The following is a 17,229-nucleotide window of genomic DNA, read 5'->3' as shown; positions in this document are numbered from 1 at the left end:
GGAGACGGCCATGCCGATTCAGGTTCTACCGCCGCAGCTCGCCAACCAGATTGCCGCAGGTGAAGTGGTGGAACGTCCGGCGTCGGTGGTCAAAGAGCTGGTGGAAAATAGCCTCGATGCCGGGGCGACGCGCATCGACATTGATATTGAGCGCGGCGGGGCGAAGTTAATCCGCATTCGCGATAACGGCTGCGGCATCAAAAAAGACGAGCTGGCGCTGGCGCTGGCTCGTCACGCCACCAGTAAAATTGCTTCGCTGGATGACCTTGAGGCGATCATTAGCCTCGGCTTTCGCGGCGAAGCTCTGGCCAGTATTAGCTCAGTGGCTCGCCTGACGTTGACCTCGCGTACCGAAGATCAGCAGGAGGCCTGGCAGGCCTATGCCGAAGGGCGCGATCAGGCGGTCACCGTGAAGCCGGCGGCGCACCCGGTGGGAACAACGCTGGAAGTGCTGGATCTGTTTTATAACACCCCCGCCCGGCGCAAATTTATGCGCACCGAGAAAACCGAGTTTGGCCATATCGACGAGATCGTGCGGCGCATTGCGCTGGCGCGCTTCGACGTGACCATCAACCTCAGCCACAACGGCAAGGCCGTGCGCCAGTACCGGGCGGTATCGCAGGACGGCCAGCGTGAGCGGCGTCTGGGCGCGATCTGCGGTTTGCCATTTCTCGAACACGCGCTGGCGATTGAGTGGCAGCACGGCGACCTGACCCTCAGCGGCTGGGTGGCCGATCCGCTACATACCAATCCGACGCTGGCGGAGATTCAGTATTGCTACGTCAATGGGCGGATGATGCGCGATCGCCTGATTAATCACGCGATTCGCCAGGCCTGTGAAGACAAACTGGGCGCCGACCAGCAGCCTGCCTTTGTGCTGTATCTGAAGATAGATCCGCATCAGGTGGATGTGAACGTCCATCCGGCCAAACATGAAGTGCGTTTTCATCAGTCGCGCCTGGTGCATGACTTTATCTATCAGGGCGTGCTGAGCGTCCTGCAGCAGCAGCTGGAGGTGCCGTTGGCGGAAGAGGGCGATGAGCCCGCGCCGCGGCAGGTGCCGGAAAACCGCATTGCGGCGGGCGGCAATCATTTTGCCCAGCCAGCGGTCGCGCGTGAAAGCGCCGCTCCCCGTTACCGGGATGAGCCCGCCGCGCCGCGTTTTAATACCGGAGGTTCGCGAGAGTCCGCCGCCTCGGGTTCATCTGGCGGAGCCGCCTGGCCGCACGCGCAGCCAGGCTATCAAAAACAGCAGGGTGCGCTTTATCGCCAACTGCTGGATACGCCGGCCACGGAGCGCAAACCCCTGGCTCCCGCACCGGCAGCGGAAGGCCTGTCGGGTCATAGCCAAAGCTTTGGCCGCGTACTGACGATTATCGATAGCGACTGCGCGCTGCTGGAGCGCGGCGGTAAGTTAGCGCTGCTGGCTCTGCCGGTTGCTGAGCGCTGGCTGCGCCAGGCGCAGCTAACGCCGGGCGCAGAGGCGGTTTGCGCCCAACCGCTGCTTATCCCGCTGCGGATAAAAGTGTCCGACGAGGAAAAAGACGCGCTCAAGCAGGCGCAGTCGGCGCTGGCTGAGGTCGGGATTGAACTCCAGTCCGATGCGCACCACGTGACGGTCCGCGCAGTGCCTTTACCCTTAAGACAACAAAATTTACAAATCTTGATTCCTGAACTGATAGGCTACCTGGCGCAGCAAAAAACCGTCGACGTCGGCAATATTGCTCAGTGGATGGCGCGTAATCTGGCGAGCGAACATGCGCAGTGGAACATGGCGCAGGCGATTGCCGTCCTGGCGGATATAGAACGCTTATGTCCGCAGCTGGTTAAAGCGCCGCCGGGTGGTCTGTTACAACCTGTTGATTTACATTCGGCGATGAATGCCCTGAAAGATGAGTGATGTAACTGAGGCAAGCCTGCCTAAGGCAATATTTTTAATGGGCCCGACGGCCTCTGGTAAAACCGCATTGGCTATCGCCTTACGTAAAGTTTTGCCAGTAGAGTTGATTAGCGTTGATTCAGCCCTCATCTATCGAGGAATGGACATTGGCACGGCCAAGCCCGATGCCGCGGAGCTGAGCGCTGCGCCGCATCGTCTGCTGGATATTCTTGACCCGGCCGAGGCTTATTCCGCGGCGGATTTCCGCCGCGATGCGCTGGTAGAGATGGCCGATATCGTCGCTGCCGGGCGAATTCCGCTACTGGTTGGCGGAACGATGTTGTATTTCAAGGCGTTGTTGGAAGGATTGTCGCCTCTACCCTCGGCTGACCCTGAGGTCAGAGCCAGGATCGAGCAACAGGCCGCAGAGCAGGGATGGAACGCGTTACACCAGCAGCTACAGGAAATTGATCCGGTTGCCGCCGCGCGTATTCATCCAAATGATCCGCAAAGACTTTCCCGAGCACTGGAAGTTTTTTTCATTTCGGGTAAAACTTTAACGGAGCTGACGCAAACGTCAGGTGATGCTCTGCCGTATAAGGTGCACCAGTTCGCCATCGCCCCGGCGAGCCGTGAACTGCTCCATCAGCGCATAGAACAGCGTTTTCATCAGATGTTGGCTTCAGGTTTTGAAGCAGAAGTGCGGGCGCTTTTTGCCCGGGGAGATTTGCATACGGATATGCCTTCCATTCGTTGTGTCGGATATCGCCAGATGTGGTCTTACCTAAATGGCGAGATCCCGTATGATGAAATGGTTTATCGAGGTGTTTGCGCCACGAGACAGTTAGCTAAACGTCAGGTGACCTGGCTGCGCGGTTGGGAAGGTATCCACTGGTTAGACAGTGAACAACCTGAACAAGCGTACAACAAAGTATTACAGGTTGTTGGTGCTAGCCTGGACTGAACGTGTACAATTGAACGGGTATCGTGCGTAATTTTTTTAAGAATCGTAAGGTTCTGAGTACAAAACAAGCATACATATAAGGAAAAGAGAGAATGGCTAAGGGGCAATCTTTACAAGATCCGTTCCTGAACGCTTTGCGTCGGGAACGTGTTCCGGTTTCTATTTATTTGGTGAATGGTATTAAGCTGCAAGGGCAAATTGAGTCTTTCGATCAGTTCGTGATCCTGTTGAAAAACACGGTCAGCCAGATGGTCTATAAGCACGCAATTTCTACTGTTGTCCCGTCTCGCCCGGTGTCACACCACAGCAACAATGCTGGCGGCGGTACAAACAACTATCACCACGGTGGTGGTGCGCAGGGTTCTTCTGCGCCGCAGCAAGACAGCGAAGACGCCGAATAAGGCAGATGCTGTTTTTCCACGTCGGGGAGCCAGGTTTTCTGCGTTCCCCGCTGGTATTTTATAAGGGGTTTACGCTTGTTTGACCGTTATGATGCCGGTGAGCAGGCGGTACTGGTACACATCTATTTTTCGCAAGACAAAGATATGGAAGATCTCCAGGAGTTTGAAACTCTGGCCTCTTCCGCCGGTGTCGAAGCAATGCAGGTGATTACCGGTAGCCGTAAAGCACCGCACCCGAAGTATTTTGTTGGTGAAGGTAAAGCTGTCGAAATTGCGGAAGCCGTAAAAGCGACCGGTGCATCGGTCGTGCTCTTCGATCATGCCCTGAGTCCGGCACAGGAACGAAACCTGGAGCGCTTATGCGAATGTCGGGTTATCGATCGTACCGGCCTGATTTTAGATATTTTTGCCCAGCGAGCGCGTACCCACGAAGGGAAACTGCAGGTCGAGCTGGCGCAGCTGCGCCACATGGCGACTCGCCTCGTTCGCGGCTGGACCCACCTTGAAAGACAGAAAGGCGGGATTGGTTTGCGCGGCCCGGGGGAAACCCAGCTCGAAACTGACCGCCGCTTGCTGCGTAACCGTATTATGCAGATCCTGGCGCGACTGGAAAAAGTTGAAAAACAGCGTGAGCAGGGACGGCGGTCACGCGCCAAAGCCGATATTCCAACCGTGTCGCTGGTCGGTTATACCAACGCCGGTAAATCCACGTTGTTCAATCAGATAACCGAAGCCGAGGTCTATGCTGCGAACCAGCTGTTCGCCACTCTGGACCCAACGCTGCGCCGGATTGATGTCCCTGATGTCGGCGAAACCGTCCTGGCGGATACCGTAGGCTTTATTCGCCACCTGCCGCACGATCTGGTGGCCGCGTTTAAAGCGACGCTCCAGGAGACGCGCCAGGCGACGCTGTTGCTGCATATCATTGATGCTGCCGATGTGCGCGTGCAGGAAAATATTGACGCAGTGAATACGGTGCTCGCGGAAATCGAAGCTGATGAGATCCCGGCGCTGCTGGTCATGAATAAAATCGACATGCTGGATGATTTTGAGCCGCGTATCGATCGGGATGAAGAAAATAAACCGATTCGGGTCTGGCTTTCCGCCCAGACCGGGGTTGGCGTACCGCTGCTTTTTCAGGCTTTGACGGAACGGCTTTCTGGTGAAGTGGCCCAGCACACGCTGCGCCTGCCACCGCAGGAAGGTCGGTTGAGAAGCCGGTTCTATCAGCTTCAGGCGATAGAGAAAGAGTGGATGGAGGATGACGGTAGCGTTGGTCTGCAGGTGCGCATGCCGATCGTTGACTGGCGTCGCCTCTGTAAACAAGAGCCAGCGCTGGTTGAATACGTGATTTGACCTTGCAGCTTGCCTGAAGATATTGACCCCTGTGGGGATATCAAAAACAAATATGGAGCATATACATGGCGTGGAATCAGCCCGGTAATAACGGACAGGACCGCGACCCGTGGGGAAGCAGCAATAACCAAGGCGGCAACTCTGGGGGAAATGGCAACAAAGGCGGTCGCGAGCAGGGACCTCCCGATCTGGATGATATCTTCCGTAAGCTAAGTAAAAAACTTGGCGGCCTGGGTGGCGGAAAAGGTGGACTGGGCGGCGGTAGCGGCTCTCAGGGACCTCGCGGGCCAATGGGCGGACGTATCGTCGGCATCGTTGCCGCCGCTGCGGTTATTATCTGGGCAGCCAGCGGTTTCTATACCATTAAAGAAGCTGAACGTGGCGTCGTCACTCGCTTTGGTAAATTTAGCCATCTGGTTGAGCCTGGCCTTAACTGGAAACCTACTTTCATTGATAACGTTCAGGCGGTTAACGTTGAGTCGGTCCGCGAACTGGCGGCTTCCGGCGTCATGCTGACGTCTGACGAAAACGTCGTGCGCGTTGAGATGAACGTGCAGTACCGCGTGACCGATCCGGAACGCTATCTGTTTAGCGTCACCAGCGCGGACGACAGCCTGCGTCAGGCCACCGACAGCGCCCTGCGTGGCGTGATCGGTAAATACACCATGGACCGTATCCTGACCGAAGGACGTACCGTCATTCGTAGCGATACCCAGCGCGAGCTGGAAGAGACCATTCGTCCGTACAACATGGGTATCACCCTGCTCGACGTCAACTTCCAGACGGCGCGTCCGCCGGAGGAAGTAAAAGCCGCGTTTGATGATGCGATTGCCGCGCGTGAAAACGAACAGCAGTACATTCGTGAAGCGGAAGCTTACACCAACGAAGTCCAGCCGCGGGCTAACGGTCAGGCGCAGCGTATCCTTGAAGAGGCTCGCGCCTATAAGACCCAGACCGTTCTTGAAGCGCAGGGTGAAGTGGCTCGTTTTGCAAAAATTCTGCCTGAGTATAAAGCGGCTCCGGAAATTACCCGCGAGCGTCTGTATATCGAAACCATGGAAAAAGTGCTGAGCCATACGCGCAAAGTGCTGGTTAACGATAAGGGGAGCAACCTGATGGTTCTGCCTCTGGATCAGATGCTGAAAGGCGCCGGCGCGCCGGCGGCAAAGAGCGATAGCAGTGGCGCAAGCGATCTGCTGCGTCTGCCGCCTGCAGCCAGCTCAAACAGCGCCAGTAACGCTTCTACCTCTACGGGAGGCACCATTATGGACCAACGCCGCGCCAACGCGCAGCGTAACGACTACCAGCGTCAGGGGGAATAACGATGCGTAAATCTGTTATCGCGATAATTGTCATCGTGCTGGTGGTGCTCTACATGTCCATCTTTGTGGTCAAAGAGGGCGAGCGCGGCATTACGCTGCGTTTTGGTAAAGTTCTGCGCGACGATGAAAACAAACCGCTGGTGTACGCGCCTGGCCTTCACTTCAAGATTCCTTTTATTGAATCCGTGAAGATGCTTGATGCGCGTATCCAGACGATGGACAACCAGGCCGACCGCTTTGTTACCAAAGAGAAGAAGGACCTGATTGTTGACTCTTACATCAAGTGGCGCATCAGCGACTTTAGCCGTTACTACCTGGCAACCGGCGGCGGTGACGTTTCCCAGGCCGAGGTGCTGCTGAAGCGTAAATTCTCTGACCGTCTGCGTTCTGAAATTGGCCGTCTGGATGTGAAAGACATCGTGACCGACTCCCGCGGCCGTCTGACCCTGGAAGTCCGCGATGCGCTGAACTCAGGTTCTGCGGGCACAGAAGATGAAGTCAGTACGCCGGCTGCCGATGACGCGATTGCTAAAGCGGCGGAGCGTGTTGAAGCAGAAACGAACGGTAAGGTTCAGGTGATCAACCCGAACAGTATGGCGGCGCTGGGTATTGAAGTCGTCGACGTGCGTATTAAACAGATCAACCTGCCTGCCGAAGTGTCTGAAGCGATCTACAACCGTATGCGCGCCGAGCGTGAAGCGGTAGCGCGTCGTCACCGTTCACAGGGTCAGGAAGAAGCTGAAAAACTGCGCGCGACCGCGGATTATGAAGTGACCAAAACGCTGGCGGAAGCCGAGCGTCAGGGTCGTATTCTGCGCGGTGAAGGCGATGCTGAATCGGCGAAACTGTTTGCTGATGCATTCAGCCAGGATCCAGGCTTCTATGCCTTTATCCGTAGCCTGCGTGCGTATGAGAACAGCTTCCAGAGCAATCAGGATGTAATGGTTCTCAGCCCGGACAGCGATTTCTTCCGCTATATGAAATCACCCACGTCAGCGACCCGCTGATAAGCAATGAGTAAGCAAAAAGGCGCCCGTTGAGGCGCCTTTTTTACAATGTTCGCAGCGGATTTGGGTTCGCCAATGGGTTATGTATTTTGTTTCATAAAGCCGGTTCATAACAATGATGAAATACCGGAGAATATGAATTGAGCAACGACTCACAGGGGTGAGCGACGGTGGCTGTACTTAAATAAAGGTGAATAATGAACTCTACAATTTGGCTGGCACTGGCGCTGGTTTTAGTACTTGAAGGGCTTGGGCCGCTGCTTTATCCGCGCGCGTGGCGTCGAATGGTCGCCACGATGAGCCAATTACCGGATAATTTATTACGCCGGTTTGGCGGAGGTCTTGTGGTTGCCGGTATCGTCATCTACTACATGTTGAGGAAAACGATTGGCTGAGCGTAAAGTAGACTAATTTCCCGCCTTTTGAGTGCAAAAAGTGCTGTAACTCTGAAAAAGCGATGGTAGAATCCATTTTTAAGCAAACGGTGATTTTGAAAAATGGGTAACAACGTCGTCGTACTGGGCACCCAATGGGGTGACGAAGGTAAAGGGAAGATCGTCGATCTCCTGACTGAACGGGCTAAATATGTTGTGCGCTATCAGGGCGGTCACAACGCCGGCCATACTCTCGTAATCAACGGTGAAAAAACCGTCCTCCATCTCATTCCATCAGGTATTCTTCGCGAGAATGTCACCAGCATCATCGGTAACGGTGTCGTGCTTTCTCCGGCTGCGCTGATGAAAGAGATGAAAGGTCTGGAAGACCGTGGTATCCCTGTCCGCGAGCGTCTGCTGCTTTCTGAAGCGTGCCCGCTTATCCTCGAATATCACGTTGCGCTGGATGTCGCGCGTGAAAAAGCGCGCGGCGCGAAAGCTATCGGTACGACCGGTCGCGGTATCGGCCCGGCTTACGAAGATAAAGTGGCTCGCCGCGGTCTGCGCGTTGGCGATCTGTTTGATAAAGCCACCTTCGCTGAGAAACTGAAAGAAGTGATGGAATATCACAACTTCCAGCTGGTGAATTTCTACAAAGCTGAAGCGGTTGACTACCAGAAAGTTCTCGATGACGTCATGGCGATTGCCGACATCCTGACCGCGATGGTTGTTGACGTTTCCGATCTGCTTGACCAGGCGCGCAAGCGTGGCGATTTCGTCATGTTTGAAGGCGCACAGGGTACGCTGCTCGATATCGACCACGGTACCTATCCGTACGTAACCTCTTCCAACACCACCGCAGGTGGCGTGGCGACCGGCTCCGGTCTGGGTCCGCGTTATGTAGACTACGTTCTGGGTATCATCAAAGCGTACTCCACTCGCGTAGGTGCGGGTCCGTTCCCGACTGAGCTGTTTGATGAAACCGGCGAGTTCCTGTGCAAGCAGGGTAACGAGTTTGGCGCAACCACCGGCCGTCGTCGTCGTACCGGCTGGCTGGATGCCGTAGCGGTGCGCCGCGCGGTGCAGATTAACTCCCTGTCCGGTTTCTGCCTGACTAAGCTGGACGTCCTGGACGGCCTGAAAGAAGTTAAAATCTGCGTAGCCTACCGGATGCCGGATGGCCGCGAAGTGACGACCACTCCGCTGGCTGCTGACAACTGGGAAGGCATCGAGCCGATTTACGAAACCATGCCGGGCTGGTCTGAAACCACCTTTGGCGTGAAAGAGCGCAGCGGTCTGCCGCAGGCAGCGCTGAACTACATCGCACGCATTGAAGAGCTGACCGGCGTACCGGTTGATATTATCTCAACCGGTCCTGACCGTACCGAGACGATGATTTTGCGCGATCCGTTCGACGCATAACGATCTCCAGGGGCGCCGTTAAGGCGCCTCTTGTTTTTGCTGTTCGCCCGCCCCATTTAAATAAATTAGCGGCCTGAGCGCTGGCTGGTTTATCATCAATAGTAATTGTCTACCGACGCACTCTGTTTTTCTTTTCCCTGAGGTTGATTGTGCAGTTAACGAGTTTCACTGATTACGGATTACGCGCGCTGATTTATATGGCGTCGCTACCGGATGGAAGAATGACCAGCATCTCCGAAGTGACGGAGGTTTACGGCGTTTCCCGTAATCATATGGTTAAAATAATCAATCAGCTAAGTCGCGTGGGGTACGTGACGGCGGTACGGGGAAAAAACGGGGGAATTCGTCTGGGGAAACCGGCAAATATGATTCGCGTGGGTGATGTTGTTCGCGATCTGGAGCCGCTCTCGTTGGTCAACTGCAGCAGCGAATTTTGCCATATTACGCCCGCCTGTCGTCTGAAACAGGCGCTTGCTGAAGCCGCGCAAAGTTTTCTCAAGGAACTGGATAACTACACGCTGGCCGATTTGGTTGAAAAGAATCAACCGCTTTATAAATTATTGCTGGTGGAGTGACGTAAACTTCACTGGAGATGACAACGGAGGAACCGACATGTCACAAGATCCTTTCCTGGACCGCGAATCTGAAAAATACGCTAATCCAATCCCGAGCCGGGAATTTATCCTCGATCATTTAGCAAAACGCGAAAAACCGGCTAGCCGAGATGAGCTGGCAATAGAGCTGAATATTGAAGGCGAAGAACAACAAGAAGCATTGCGCCGCAGACTGCGCGCAATGGAACGCGATGGTCAACTGGTCTTTACGCGTCGTCAGTGCTATGCGCTGCCGGAACGTCTTGACCTGCTGAAAGGGACCGTTATCGGTCATCGCGATGGTTATGGCTTCCTGCGCGTTGAAGGCCGTAAAGATGACCTGTATCTGTCGTCCGAGCAGATGAAAACCTGTATTCACGGCGATCAGGTGCTGGCGCAGCCGCTGGGCGCCGACCGTAAAGGCCGTCGCGAAGCGCGTATTGTCCGCGTACTGGTGCCAAAAACGGGCCAGATTGTGGGTCGCTACTTTACCGATGCGGGCGTTGGCTTCGTGGTGCCGGATGACAGCCGCCTGAGCTTCGATATCCTGATCCCCCCGGAACAGATCATGGGCGCGCGAATGGGGTTTGTGGTGGTGGTTGAGCTGACCCAGCGCCCAACCCGCCGCACCAAAGCGGTCGGCAAGATCGTTGAGGTCCTCGGCGACAATATGGGTACCGGCATGGCGGTCGATATGGCCCTGCGCACCCATGAAATTCCCTACGTCTGGCCGCCAGCGGTCGAAAAACAGGTCGCCGGCCTGAAAGAACAGGTACCGGAAGAGGCGAAACAAGGGCGCGTTGATTTACGCAGCCTGCCGCTGGTCACCATTGATGGCGAAGACGCCCGTGACTTTGATGATGCCGTGTACTGCGAGAAGAAACGCGGCGGTGGCTGGCGTCTGTGGGTGGCGATCGCCGATGTGAGCTACTACGTGCGCCCGGGTACGCCGCTGGATGGCGAAGCGCGCAGCCGCGGCACGTCGGTCTACTTCCCGTCTCAGGTGGTTCCGATGCTGCCTGAAGTGCTCTCTAACGGCCTGTGTTCACTGAATCCTCAGGTCGACAGGCTCTGTATGGTTTGTGAAATGACGATTTCGGCCAAGGGGCGTCTGACCGGCTTCAAATTCTACGAAGCGGTGATGAGCTCCCATGCCCGTCTGACCTATACCAAAGTCTGGCATATGCTGCAGGGCGACCAGGATCTGCGTGAGCAGTACGCGCCGCTGGTTAAGCATATTGAAGAGCTGCATAACCTCTACAAAGTGCTGGACGGCGCGCGTGAAGAGCGCGGCGGTATCTCATTTGAGAGTGAAGAAGCTAAATTCATCTTTAATGCTGAACGCCGCATTGAACGTATTGAGCAGACTCAGCGTAACGACGCGCACAAGCTGATTGAAGAGTGCATGATCCTGGCGAACATCTCCGCTGCGCGCTTCGTTGAGAAGGCCGAGGAACCGGCGCTGTTCCGTATCCATGACAAACCGAGTACGGAAGCGATTACCGCATTCCGTTCGGTGCTCGCGGAGCTGGGGCTTGAACTGCCTGGCGGCAACAAGCCGGAGCCGCGCGACTATGCGGAATTACTGACCTCTATCGCCGATCGTCCGGATGCAGAGATGCTGCAAACCATGCTGCTGCGGTCGATGAAACAGGCGATATACGACCCGGAAAACCGCGGCCACTTTGGTCTGGCGCTGCAATCCTATGCCCACTTCACCTCGCCGATTCGCCGCTATCCTGACCTTTCGCTGCATCGCGCAATCAAGTATTTACTGGCGAAAGAGCAGGGACATAAAGGCAATAGCACCGAGACCGGCGGCTGGCACTACAGCATGGACGAGATGCTGCAGCTGGGGGCGCACTGTTCGATGACCGAGCGTCGTGCTGATGAAGCGACGCGCGATGTTTCGGACTGGCTGAAGTGTGATTTCATGCTGGATCAGGTGGGTAACGTCTTTAAGGGCGTGATTGCCAGCGTGACCGGCTTTGGTTTCTTCGTCCGTCTGGATGAGCTGTTTATTGATGGTCTGGTGCACGTCTCTTCCCTCGATAACGACTACTACCGCTTCGATCAGGTCGGGCAGCGTCTGATTGGTGAATCCGGCGGCCAGACCTATCGACTGGGCGATCGCGTGGAAGTGCGCGTTGAAGCGGTCAACATGGACGAGCGTAAAATTGACTTCTCGCTTATCTCCAGCGAGCGCGCGCCGCGCAACGTCGGTAAGACCGAGCGTGAAAAAGCGAAGAAGGGCGGCGCAGGTAAATCTTCCGGACGTCGCCGTCAGGCGGGCAAGCAGGTAAACTTCGAGCCGGATAGCGCATTCCGCAAACAGAAAGGTCAGTCTCAGCCGAAAGCCGCTCAGCCAAAAGGCGAGAAGAAAGCGAAGAAGCCGTCGGAGAAAACCCAGAAGATAGCCGCAGCGACCAAAGCCAAGCGCGCGGCGAAGAAAAAGAATATCGCTGAGTAGTGCGATTCCCTTTCCCCCCCGCGCCTCCCGACATCGTGGCGGGGCGGGGGGAAGGGAACGGATAACAGAACCTAAACGAGTAGATAAATGAGTGAAATGATTTACGGCATCCACGCGGTGCAGGCACTGCTGGAGCGCGCTCCTGAACGTTTTCAGGAAGTCTTTATTCTGAAAGGCCGTGAGGATAAGCGCCTTATGCCGCTGATCCATGCCCTGGAAGCGCAGGGCGTGGTGATTCAGGTCGCCAGCCGCCAGTTTCTGGATGAGAAAAGCGAAGGCGCCGTTCATCAGGGAATTATTGCCCGCGTGAAGCCCGGACGTCAGTATCAGGAGAACGATCTGCCGGATCTGATCGCCTCTCTCGATCAGCCGTTCTTTTTGATCCTTGACGGCGTGACCGATCCGCACAACCTCGGCGCCTGTTTACGTAGCGCTGACGCCGCTGGCGTGCATGCGGTGATTGTCCCCAAAGACCGTTCTGCGCAGCTGAATGCCACGGCGAAAAAAGTGGCCTGCGGCGCGGCGGAAAACGTCCCGCTGATCCGCGTCACCAACCTGGCGCGTACCATGCGTCTGCTGCAGGAAGAGAACGTCTGGATCGTCGGTACCGCCGGCGAGGCCGATCATACGCTGTTCCAGAGCAAAATGACCGGATCGCTGGCGCTGGTCATGGGGGCGGAAGGCGAAGGCATGCGCCGCCTGACCCGGGAGCACTGCGACGAGTTGATCAGCATCCCGATGGCCGGTAGCGTGTCGTCGCTGAACGTATCGGTCGCCACCGGTATTTGCCTGTTTGAAGCGGTACGCCAGCGCAGCTAATCTCTTCTTTCCAAATAAGCCATTCTCTGGAATGGCTTATCTTCTTCAGTTCTGACCGCCTTCTCGCTCTATCCGACGGGCAATGTCGAGACCTCTTTCAACATAGTTCAGGACCTGGCTCAAGGGTAATTCCTCTCCCGGTTCATCTCCCGTTTGCTCGAGGAATTTAAGCTGCGCGCCTCGATTCTTTAATACTTTGATGAGATTAAGAAAATTTCCAATAGGATTCTGCTCTTCCAGAATGTCATCGCAGATTTTGTTTTCATCAAATGAGGTGACGTAACCGGAAGCGTTCAGGTTCTGTTTGATAGCGCTCATCGCGAGATGAGGAAGATGGCGGTGGATAAGCGGAATATAGTTCGGCGCATTTTGCCGATCTTCAATAATTAAATGAATCATGAAATTCCCTTTCTGATTGTGAGAGAACTTTATAACAGAGTTCTCTGACGGAAAGTGCGCCGTTGTCCATACTTATGGATAGAGCCATTGAAGGAGGGAAACATAATGCACTGGCAAACTCATACCGTATTTAATCAACCCTCGCCGCTATGTAACAGTAACTTATTCCTGTCCGATACCGCCCTGCGTGAAGCCGTCGTCCGCGAAGGCGCGGGCTGGGATGGCGATCTGCTGGCGAGCATTGGCCAACAGCTGGGGACGGCCGAATCGCTGGAGCTGGGGCGCCTGGCCAACAGCAATCCGCCGGAACTGCTGCGCTATGACGCAACGGGATCGCGTCTTGACGATGTTCGTTTCCACCCCGCCTGGCATTTACTGATGCAGGGGCTGTGCGCTAACCGGGTACATAATCTTGCCTGGCAGGAAGAGGCTCGTGAAGGCGCCTTCGTTGCCCGCGCTGCCCGCTTTATGCTGCATGCGCAGGTCGAGGCGGGCACCCTGTGTCCCACCACCATGACCTTTGCCGCGATTCCATTGCTGCAGCGCTCCTTACCCGAGACTTTTAGCGACTGGCTATCGCCGCTATTAAGCGATCGCTACGATCCGCACCTTGTGCCGGGTAATCAGAAACGCGGGCTGCTTATCGGGATGGGGATGACGGAAAAGCAGGGCGGGTCCGATGTCCTGAGCAACACGACGCGAGCGGAGAAAAGCGCAGAAGGCTTTTATCATCTGATCGGACATAAATGGTTTTTCTCGGTACCGCAGAGCGATGCTCATCTGGTGCTGGCTCAGGCGCCGGCGGGCCTCTCCTGCTTTTTTGTTCCGCGCCTGTTGCCGGATGGCCAGCGTAACGGTGTACATCTGGAAAGGCTGAAAGATAAATTAGGTAACCGCGCGAACGCCAGCAGCGAAGTCGAGTTTTTCAATGCCTGCGGCTGGCTGGTCGGAGAAGAGGGCGATGGCGTCCGGCAAATTCTCAAAATGGGCGGCCTGACCCGTTTTGACTGCGCGCTGGGTAGCCATGCGCTGATGCGCCGGGCCTATTCGGTAGCGCTATACCATGCTCTGCAGCGTCAGGCATTTGGTAAAAATCTGGTCGATCAGCCGATAATGCGTCAGGTTCTGGGGCAGATGGCGCTGCGGCTGGAAGGGCAAACCGCCTTTCTGTTCCGCCTGGCGAGGGCCTGGGACAGGCGCGACGATGTGCAGGAAGCGCTATGGGCAAGGCTGTTCACGCCCGCCGCGAAATTTGCTGTCTGCAAATCCGGGATCGCGTTCGTCGCCGAGGCGATGGAGGTACTGGGCGGTTCAGGCTATTGTGAAGAGAGTGAATTACCGCGTTTGTACCGTGAAATGCCGGTAAACAGCATCTGGGAAGGTTCCGGTAATATTATGTGTCTGGACGTGATGCGGGTTCTGATGAAGCAGCCGGCGGCGCTCGAACTTCTGGCGGCGGAGTGCGCGGAAGTGAAAGGGCAAAATCGTCATTTCGATCGGACGTGGCGGCAGCTGCAGCAGTGGCTACGGCGGCCTCTGGAAGAGCAGGGGCGGGAGATTACCCGGCTGGTCTATATGCTGGGCGTTGGGGCGCAGCTATTACGCTTCGCGTCACCGCCGCTGGCAGAGGCCTGGTGCCGTATGATGCTCGACGCGCGCGGCGGCATGCGGCTGGATGAGCAGACGCTGGATGACTTACTGTTACGGGCAACGGGGCGTGGACGACAGGCGCCTCAGGCATAAAGAATGGCCTGTACCCGCCAGTTGTCCGGCTGCTGCTCCTCGTACATCTGGACGATGCGATACCAGGAGGCGCCCTGCTCATCGGCCTGCACGGCGATAGCGTGTTCAACATCCTGCTGGCTGCCCGAGATGTTGTTAACGCAAATCAGGCCAATTTCGTTCAGGCCCGTTACGCAGTCAGCGCTGGCAAACTCCGCTGACTGCGCGGAAGTATTGGCCGTGACGGTGGTCAACATCAGGCTGGGTAGGGTAAAAGTTCGTTTCATCGTCAGCTCCATTTCACATAGTCCTGAGGGCAGTCCGTTGCTAACGTTCTGCCAGGTTACAGCTGGCCGAACGTTATTATGCACAGGAGAACGTGAATGGATGCAAAGCAGTGTAAAGCTGGCTTAAAGGTTGACCGCTATTTACGGTACAAAATTGCCTGCGAATACCACTGGCCCGGAACCATGGTGTCATCAATCATTATGATGACGTAGTAATCCGCTTTAGCCGCCTCAGCTTTGACCTTTAGCGCAGCCTCGACATCCATCGGTGAGCCGTACATTAATACGCTCACCGTCCCCATCTTCTGCAGACCCGCCGTCTGATTACGCTGGATCTCTTGTGGATGGTCGGTTGCCGGCGGCGGCGCCTTTGGCGTCCCCTGTAGGGCGCTACAGCCGGTTAAAGCGATTGCCATTAACCACGGTGCAAACCTACGCATAACCATATCTCGTTTCCTGTTAGTCATAGTGTAGTGGTAGCCTGAATGTCATTTCCGGGGAATGTTCCCAAATTGTTATCCCGTACGCGATTTTCGAATGAAAATATCGTGAAAGCGTAATCTGGTTCTCAAGATTATGAATCATGTGCGAACGAGCGACTTGAGTAATAACATAACATCACTTGAGAGAAAGGAGACGGTAAATGATTGCATTAGAAATGCGTAACCTTGCGGGTGGGGAGGTTCTCCATGCATACCCGCAGGGCGCCGTGGATACGGCGCTGCCTTGCATTGTCTTTTATCATGGTTTTACCTCTTCTAAGCTGGTCTACAGCTATTTTGCCGTTGCGCTTGCAGAGGCGGGGTTTCGGGTGATTATGCCTGATGCAGCGGAACACGGCGCGCGCTACCGGGGAGACGAGCAGGGGCGGATGCAGCGCTTCTGGCCGATTCTGATGAACAATTTTATTGAATTTCCGGCACTACAGGAGGCGATTCGGGATCGGGGATGGCTTGCTGACGACAGGCTGGCGGTGGCAGGCGCATCAATGGGCGGAATGACGGCATTAGGGATTATGACCCACCACCCGGAGCTGAAAAGCGTAGCCTGCCTGATGGGGTCAGGCTATTTCAGTTCGCTCTCGCAGGCGCTTTTCCCTTCGCCTTCGTTCGATGCAGAACAGCTGGTGGCGTGGGACGTCAGCCAGCAGCTGGCGACCCTGGCCAGCCGTCCGCTGCTGCTCTGGCACGGCGATGAAGATGATGTCGTGCCGCCGGGGGAAACCTTCCGCCTGCAGCAGGCGCTGCAGCAAAACGCGCTGGCCGACAATTTAACCTGCCTCTGGCAGAAAGGCGTCCGCCACCGCATTACGCCGGAAGCGTTAGCCGCGACGGTGGACTTTTTTCAACGTCACCTTTAAACGCGAATCACCTGTACGCCCTGATCCTCAAGCTGCTTGAGGATCGCCTCATCCGCCTGTTTACCGGTAATCACCAGGTCGATTTGCCCGGCCTGGCTAAAGAGCATTCCGGCGCGTTCGCCGACTTTGCTGCTGTCGACCAGGACCGCGAGTTTGCCGACGACGTTAAGCATTTTTTGCTCCGCCATCGCCGTCAGCATATCGGTTTTATACAGCCCTTCGGCGGTCAACCCTTTGCCGCTGGTGAACATCCAGTGCCCGGCATACAGGCTGTTTTCGCTGCCCTGCGGGCTCAGGGTGATAGAGTGGCTGCGGTTATACTGCCCGCCCATAATGATGACGCTGTCGTGTTCCTGATCGATCAGATAGTTGGCCAGCGGCAAATAGTTGGTGATGATCTGTACCGGTTTGCCGCACAGCTCCTGCCCAAGCAGGAATGCGGTAGAGCCGCAGTTAATGACGATGCTTTCGCCAGGGTTGACCAGCTGCGAAGCCGCACGCGCAATCCGTACCTTCTCATCGTGGTTTTGCGCCTGGTGAATATTCATTGGCGACCAGCGCGGGCGCTGCTCGCTGATGGCTTCCGCGCCGTTGCGGACTTTTTTCAGCCTGCCGCTTTCGTCGAGTTTGTTGATATCGCGTCGTGCCGTCGCCGGAGAAATTCCCAGCCGGGAAATCACCTGCTCCACGGTGACAAATCCCGTTTGTGCCAGCAAATCCAGTAAAATTTGATGTCTTTGCGCTTCCGTCATGAGCAAATCCGATTAAAAGTGATAAGCAAAGATGATATTTGAAATCAGGTGAAAATACTAATGCTGACGGGGATAATTTCCGGCGGGCGGTCCCGCCGGAGA

Annotated in this window: 17 protein-coding genes; 13 read left to right on the top strand and 4 right to left on the bottom strand. The window is 55.8% G+C overall.

Annotated features, from left to right (window positions below):
• Positions 1-10 precede the first annotated feature (10 nt).
• From mutL to rlmB, 11 genes are all read left to right on the top strand, one after another.
• Complete coding sequence (mutL, locus tag JLG71_RS25290; protein WP_049103790.1) at positions 11-1,900, top strand: DNA mismatch repair endonuclease MutL; 1,890 nt, start codon at positions 11-13, stop codon at positions 1,898-1,900.
• Positions 1,893-2,843 (top strand): tRNA (adenosine(37)-N6)-dimethylallyltransferase MiaA, encoded by a 951-nt coding sequence (gene miaA / locus JLG71_RS25285; RefSeq protein ID WP_200913887.1) that lies wholly within the window; start codon positions 1,893-1,895, stop codon positions 2,841-2,843. The genes mutL and miaA overlap by 8 nt, the downstream gene beginning before the upstream one ends.
• Before the next feature lie 92 nt (positions 2,844-2,935).
• Positions 2,936-3,244, top strand: coding sequence for an RNA chaperone Hfq (gene hfq, locus JLG71_RS25280; protein WP_004097968.1), 309 nt, complete (start codon positions 2,936-2,938; stop codon positions 3,242-3,244).
• A gap of 75 nt (positions 3,245-3,319) precedes the next feature.
• Positions 3,320-4,600: a ribosome rescue GTPase HflX gene (hflX, locus tag JLG71_RS25275; RefSeq protein WP_004097973.1), complete on the top strand. Its 1,281-nt coding sequence runs from the start codon at positions 3,320-3,322 to the stop codon at positions 4,598-4,600.
• 65 nt (positions 4,601-4,665) lie between these two features.
• Positions 4,666-5,922 (top strand): FtsH protease activity modulator HflK, encoded by a 1,257-nt coding sequence (gene hflK / locus JLG71_RS25270; RefSeq protein ID WP_014227623.1) that lies wholly within the window; start codon positions 4,666-4,668, stop codon positions 5,920-5,922.
• A gap of 2 nt (positions 5,923-5,924) precedes the next feature.
• Positions 5,925-6,929: a protease modulator HflC gene (gene hflC / locus JLG71_RS25265; RefSeq protein ID WP_004097977.1), complete on the top strand. Its 1,005-nt coding sequence runs from the start codon at positions 5,925-5,927 to the stop codon at positions 6,927-6,929.
• A gap of 197 nt (positions 6,930-7,126) precedes the next feature.
• Entirely contained in the window at positions 7,127-7,324 is a 198-nt protein-coding gene (locus JLG71_RS25260; RefSeq protein WP_004097978.1) for a DUF2065 domain-containing protein, read from the top strand.
• 102 nt (positions 7,325-7,426) lie between these two features.
• Complete coding sequence (locus JLG71_RS25255; RefSeq protein WP_004097979.1) at positions 7,427-8,725, top strand: adenylosuccinate synthase; 1,299 nt, start codon at positions 7,427-7,429, stop codon at positions 8,723-8,725.
• Positions 8,726-8,874: 149 nt separating this feature from the next.
• Positions 8,875-9,300: a nitric oxide-sensing transcriptional repressor NsrR gene (nsrR, locus tag JLG71_RS25250; protein WP_004097980.1), complete on the top strand. Its 426-nt coding sequence runs from the start codon at positions 8,875-8,877 to the stop codon at positions 9,298-9,300.
• A 37-nt stretch (positions 9,301-9,337) separates the two neighbouring features.
• The gene (gene rnr / locus JLG71_RS25245) at positions 9,338-11,788 is read left to right on the top strand and encodes a ribonuclease R (protein WP_004097981.1); all 2,451 of its coding nucleotides are present in this window, start codon (positions 9,338-9,340) and stop codon (positions 11,786-11,788) included.
• An 87-nt stretch (positions 11,789-11,875) separates the two neighbouring features.
• Positions 11,876-12,607 carry a 23S rRNA (guanosine(2251)-2'-O)-methyltransferase RlmB gene (rlmB, locus tag JLG71_RS25240; RefSeq protein WP_004109129.1) on the top strand — a complete coding sequence of 244 codons (732 nt, stop codon included), beginning with the start codon at positions 11,876-11,878 and terminating at the stop codon, positions 12,605-12,607.
• Between the two features lie 45 nt (positions 12,608-12,652).
• Here rlmB and JLG71_RS25235 read toward each other — a convergent pair whose 3' ends face one another.
• The gene (locus tag JLG71_RS25235) at positions 12,653-13,006 is read right to left on the bottom strand and encodes a hypothetical protein (protein WP_122116888.1); all 354 of its coding nucleotides are present in this window, start codon (positions 13,004-13,006) and stop codon (positions 12,653-12,655) included.
• A 105-nt stretch (positions 13,007-13,111) separates the two neighbouring features.
• On the opposite strand from JLG71_RS25235, the gene JLG71_RS25230 reads away from it, so the two are divergent.
• Positions 13,112-14,749, top strand: coding sequence for an isovaleryl-CoA dehydrogenase (locus JLG71_RS25230; protein ID WP_049069023.1), 1,638 nt, complete (start codon positions 13,112-13,114; stop codon positions 14,747-14,749).
• Here JLG71_RS25230 and yjfN read toward each other — a convergent pair.
• Entirely contained in the window at positions 14,740-15,015 is a 276-nt protein-coding gene (gene yjfN / locus JLG71_RS25225) for a DUF1471 family protease activator YjfN (protein ID WP_014227626.1), read from the bottom strand. The two genes, JLG71_RS25230 and yjfN, sit on opposite strands and share 10 nt — an antisense overlap.
• Before the next feature lie 137 nt (positions 15,016-15,152).
• The gene (gene bsmA / locus JLG71_RS25220) at positions 15,153-15,461 is read right to left on the bottom strand and encodes a biofilm peroxide resistance protein BsmA (protein WP_004097988.1); all 309 of its coding nucleotides are present in this window, start codon (positions 15,459-15,461) and stop codon (positions 15,153-15,155) included.
• A gap of 197 nt (positions 15,462-15,658) precedes the next feature.
• Between bsmA and yjfP the strand changes: the two genes are divergently transcribed.
• Complete coding sequence (yjfP, locus tag JLG71_RS25215) at positions 15,659-16,375, top strand: esterase (protein ID WP_122116889.1); 717 nt, start codon at positions 15,659-15,661, stop codon at positions 16,373-16,375.
• On the opposite strand, the gene ulaR is transcribed toward yjfP, so the two are convergent.
• Positions 16,372-17,127 carry an HTH-type transcriptional regulator UlaR gene (ulaR, locus tag JLG71_RS25210; protein WP_004097990.1) on the bottom strand — a complete coding sequence of 252 codons (756 nt, stop codon included), beginning with the start codon at positions 17,125-17,127 and terminating at the stop codon, positions 16,372-16,374. The two genes, yjfP and ulaR, sit on opposite strands and share 4 nt — an antisense overlap.
• Positions 17,128-17,229: the final 102 nt, after the last annotated feature.

The sequence above is a fragment of the Klebsiella michiganensis genome (assembly GCF_015139575.1).
GTDB lineage: Bacteria > Pseudomonadota > Gammaproteobacteria > Enterobacterales > Enterobacteriaceae > Klebsiella > Klebsiella michiganensis.
Note: the sequence above shows the minus strand (reverse complement) of the source record. Positions and strands in the feature narration are given on the sequence as shown.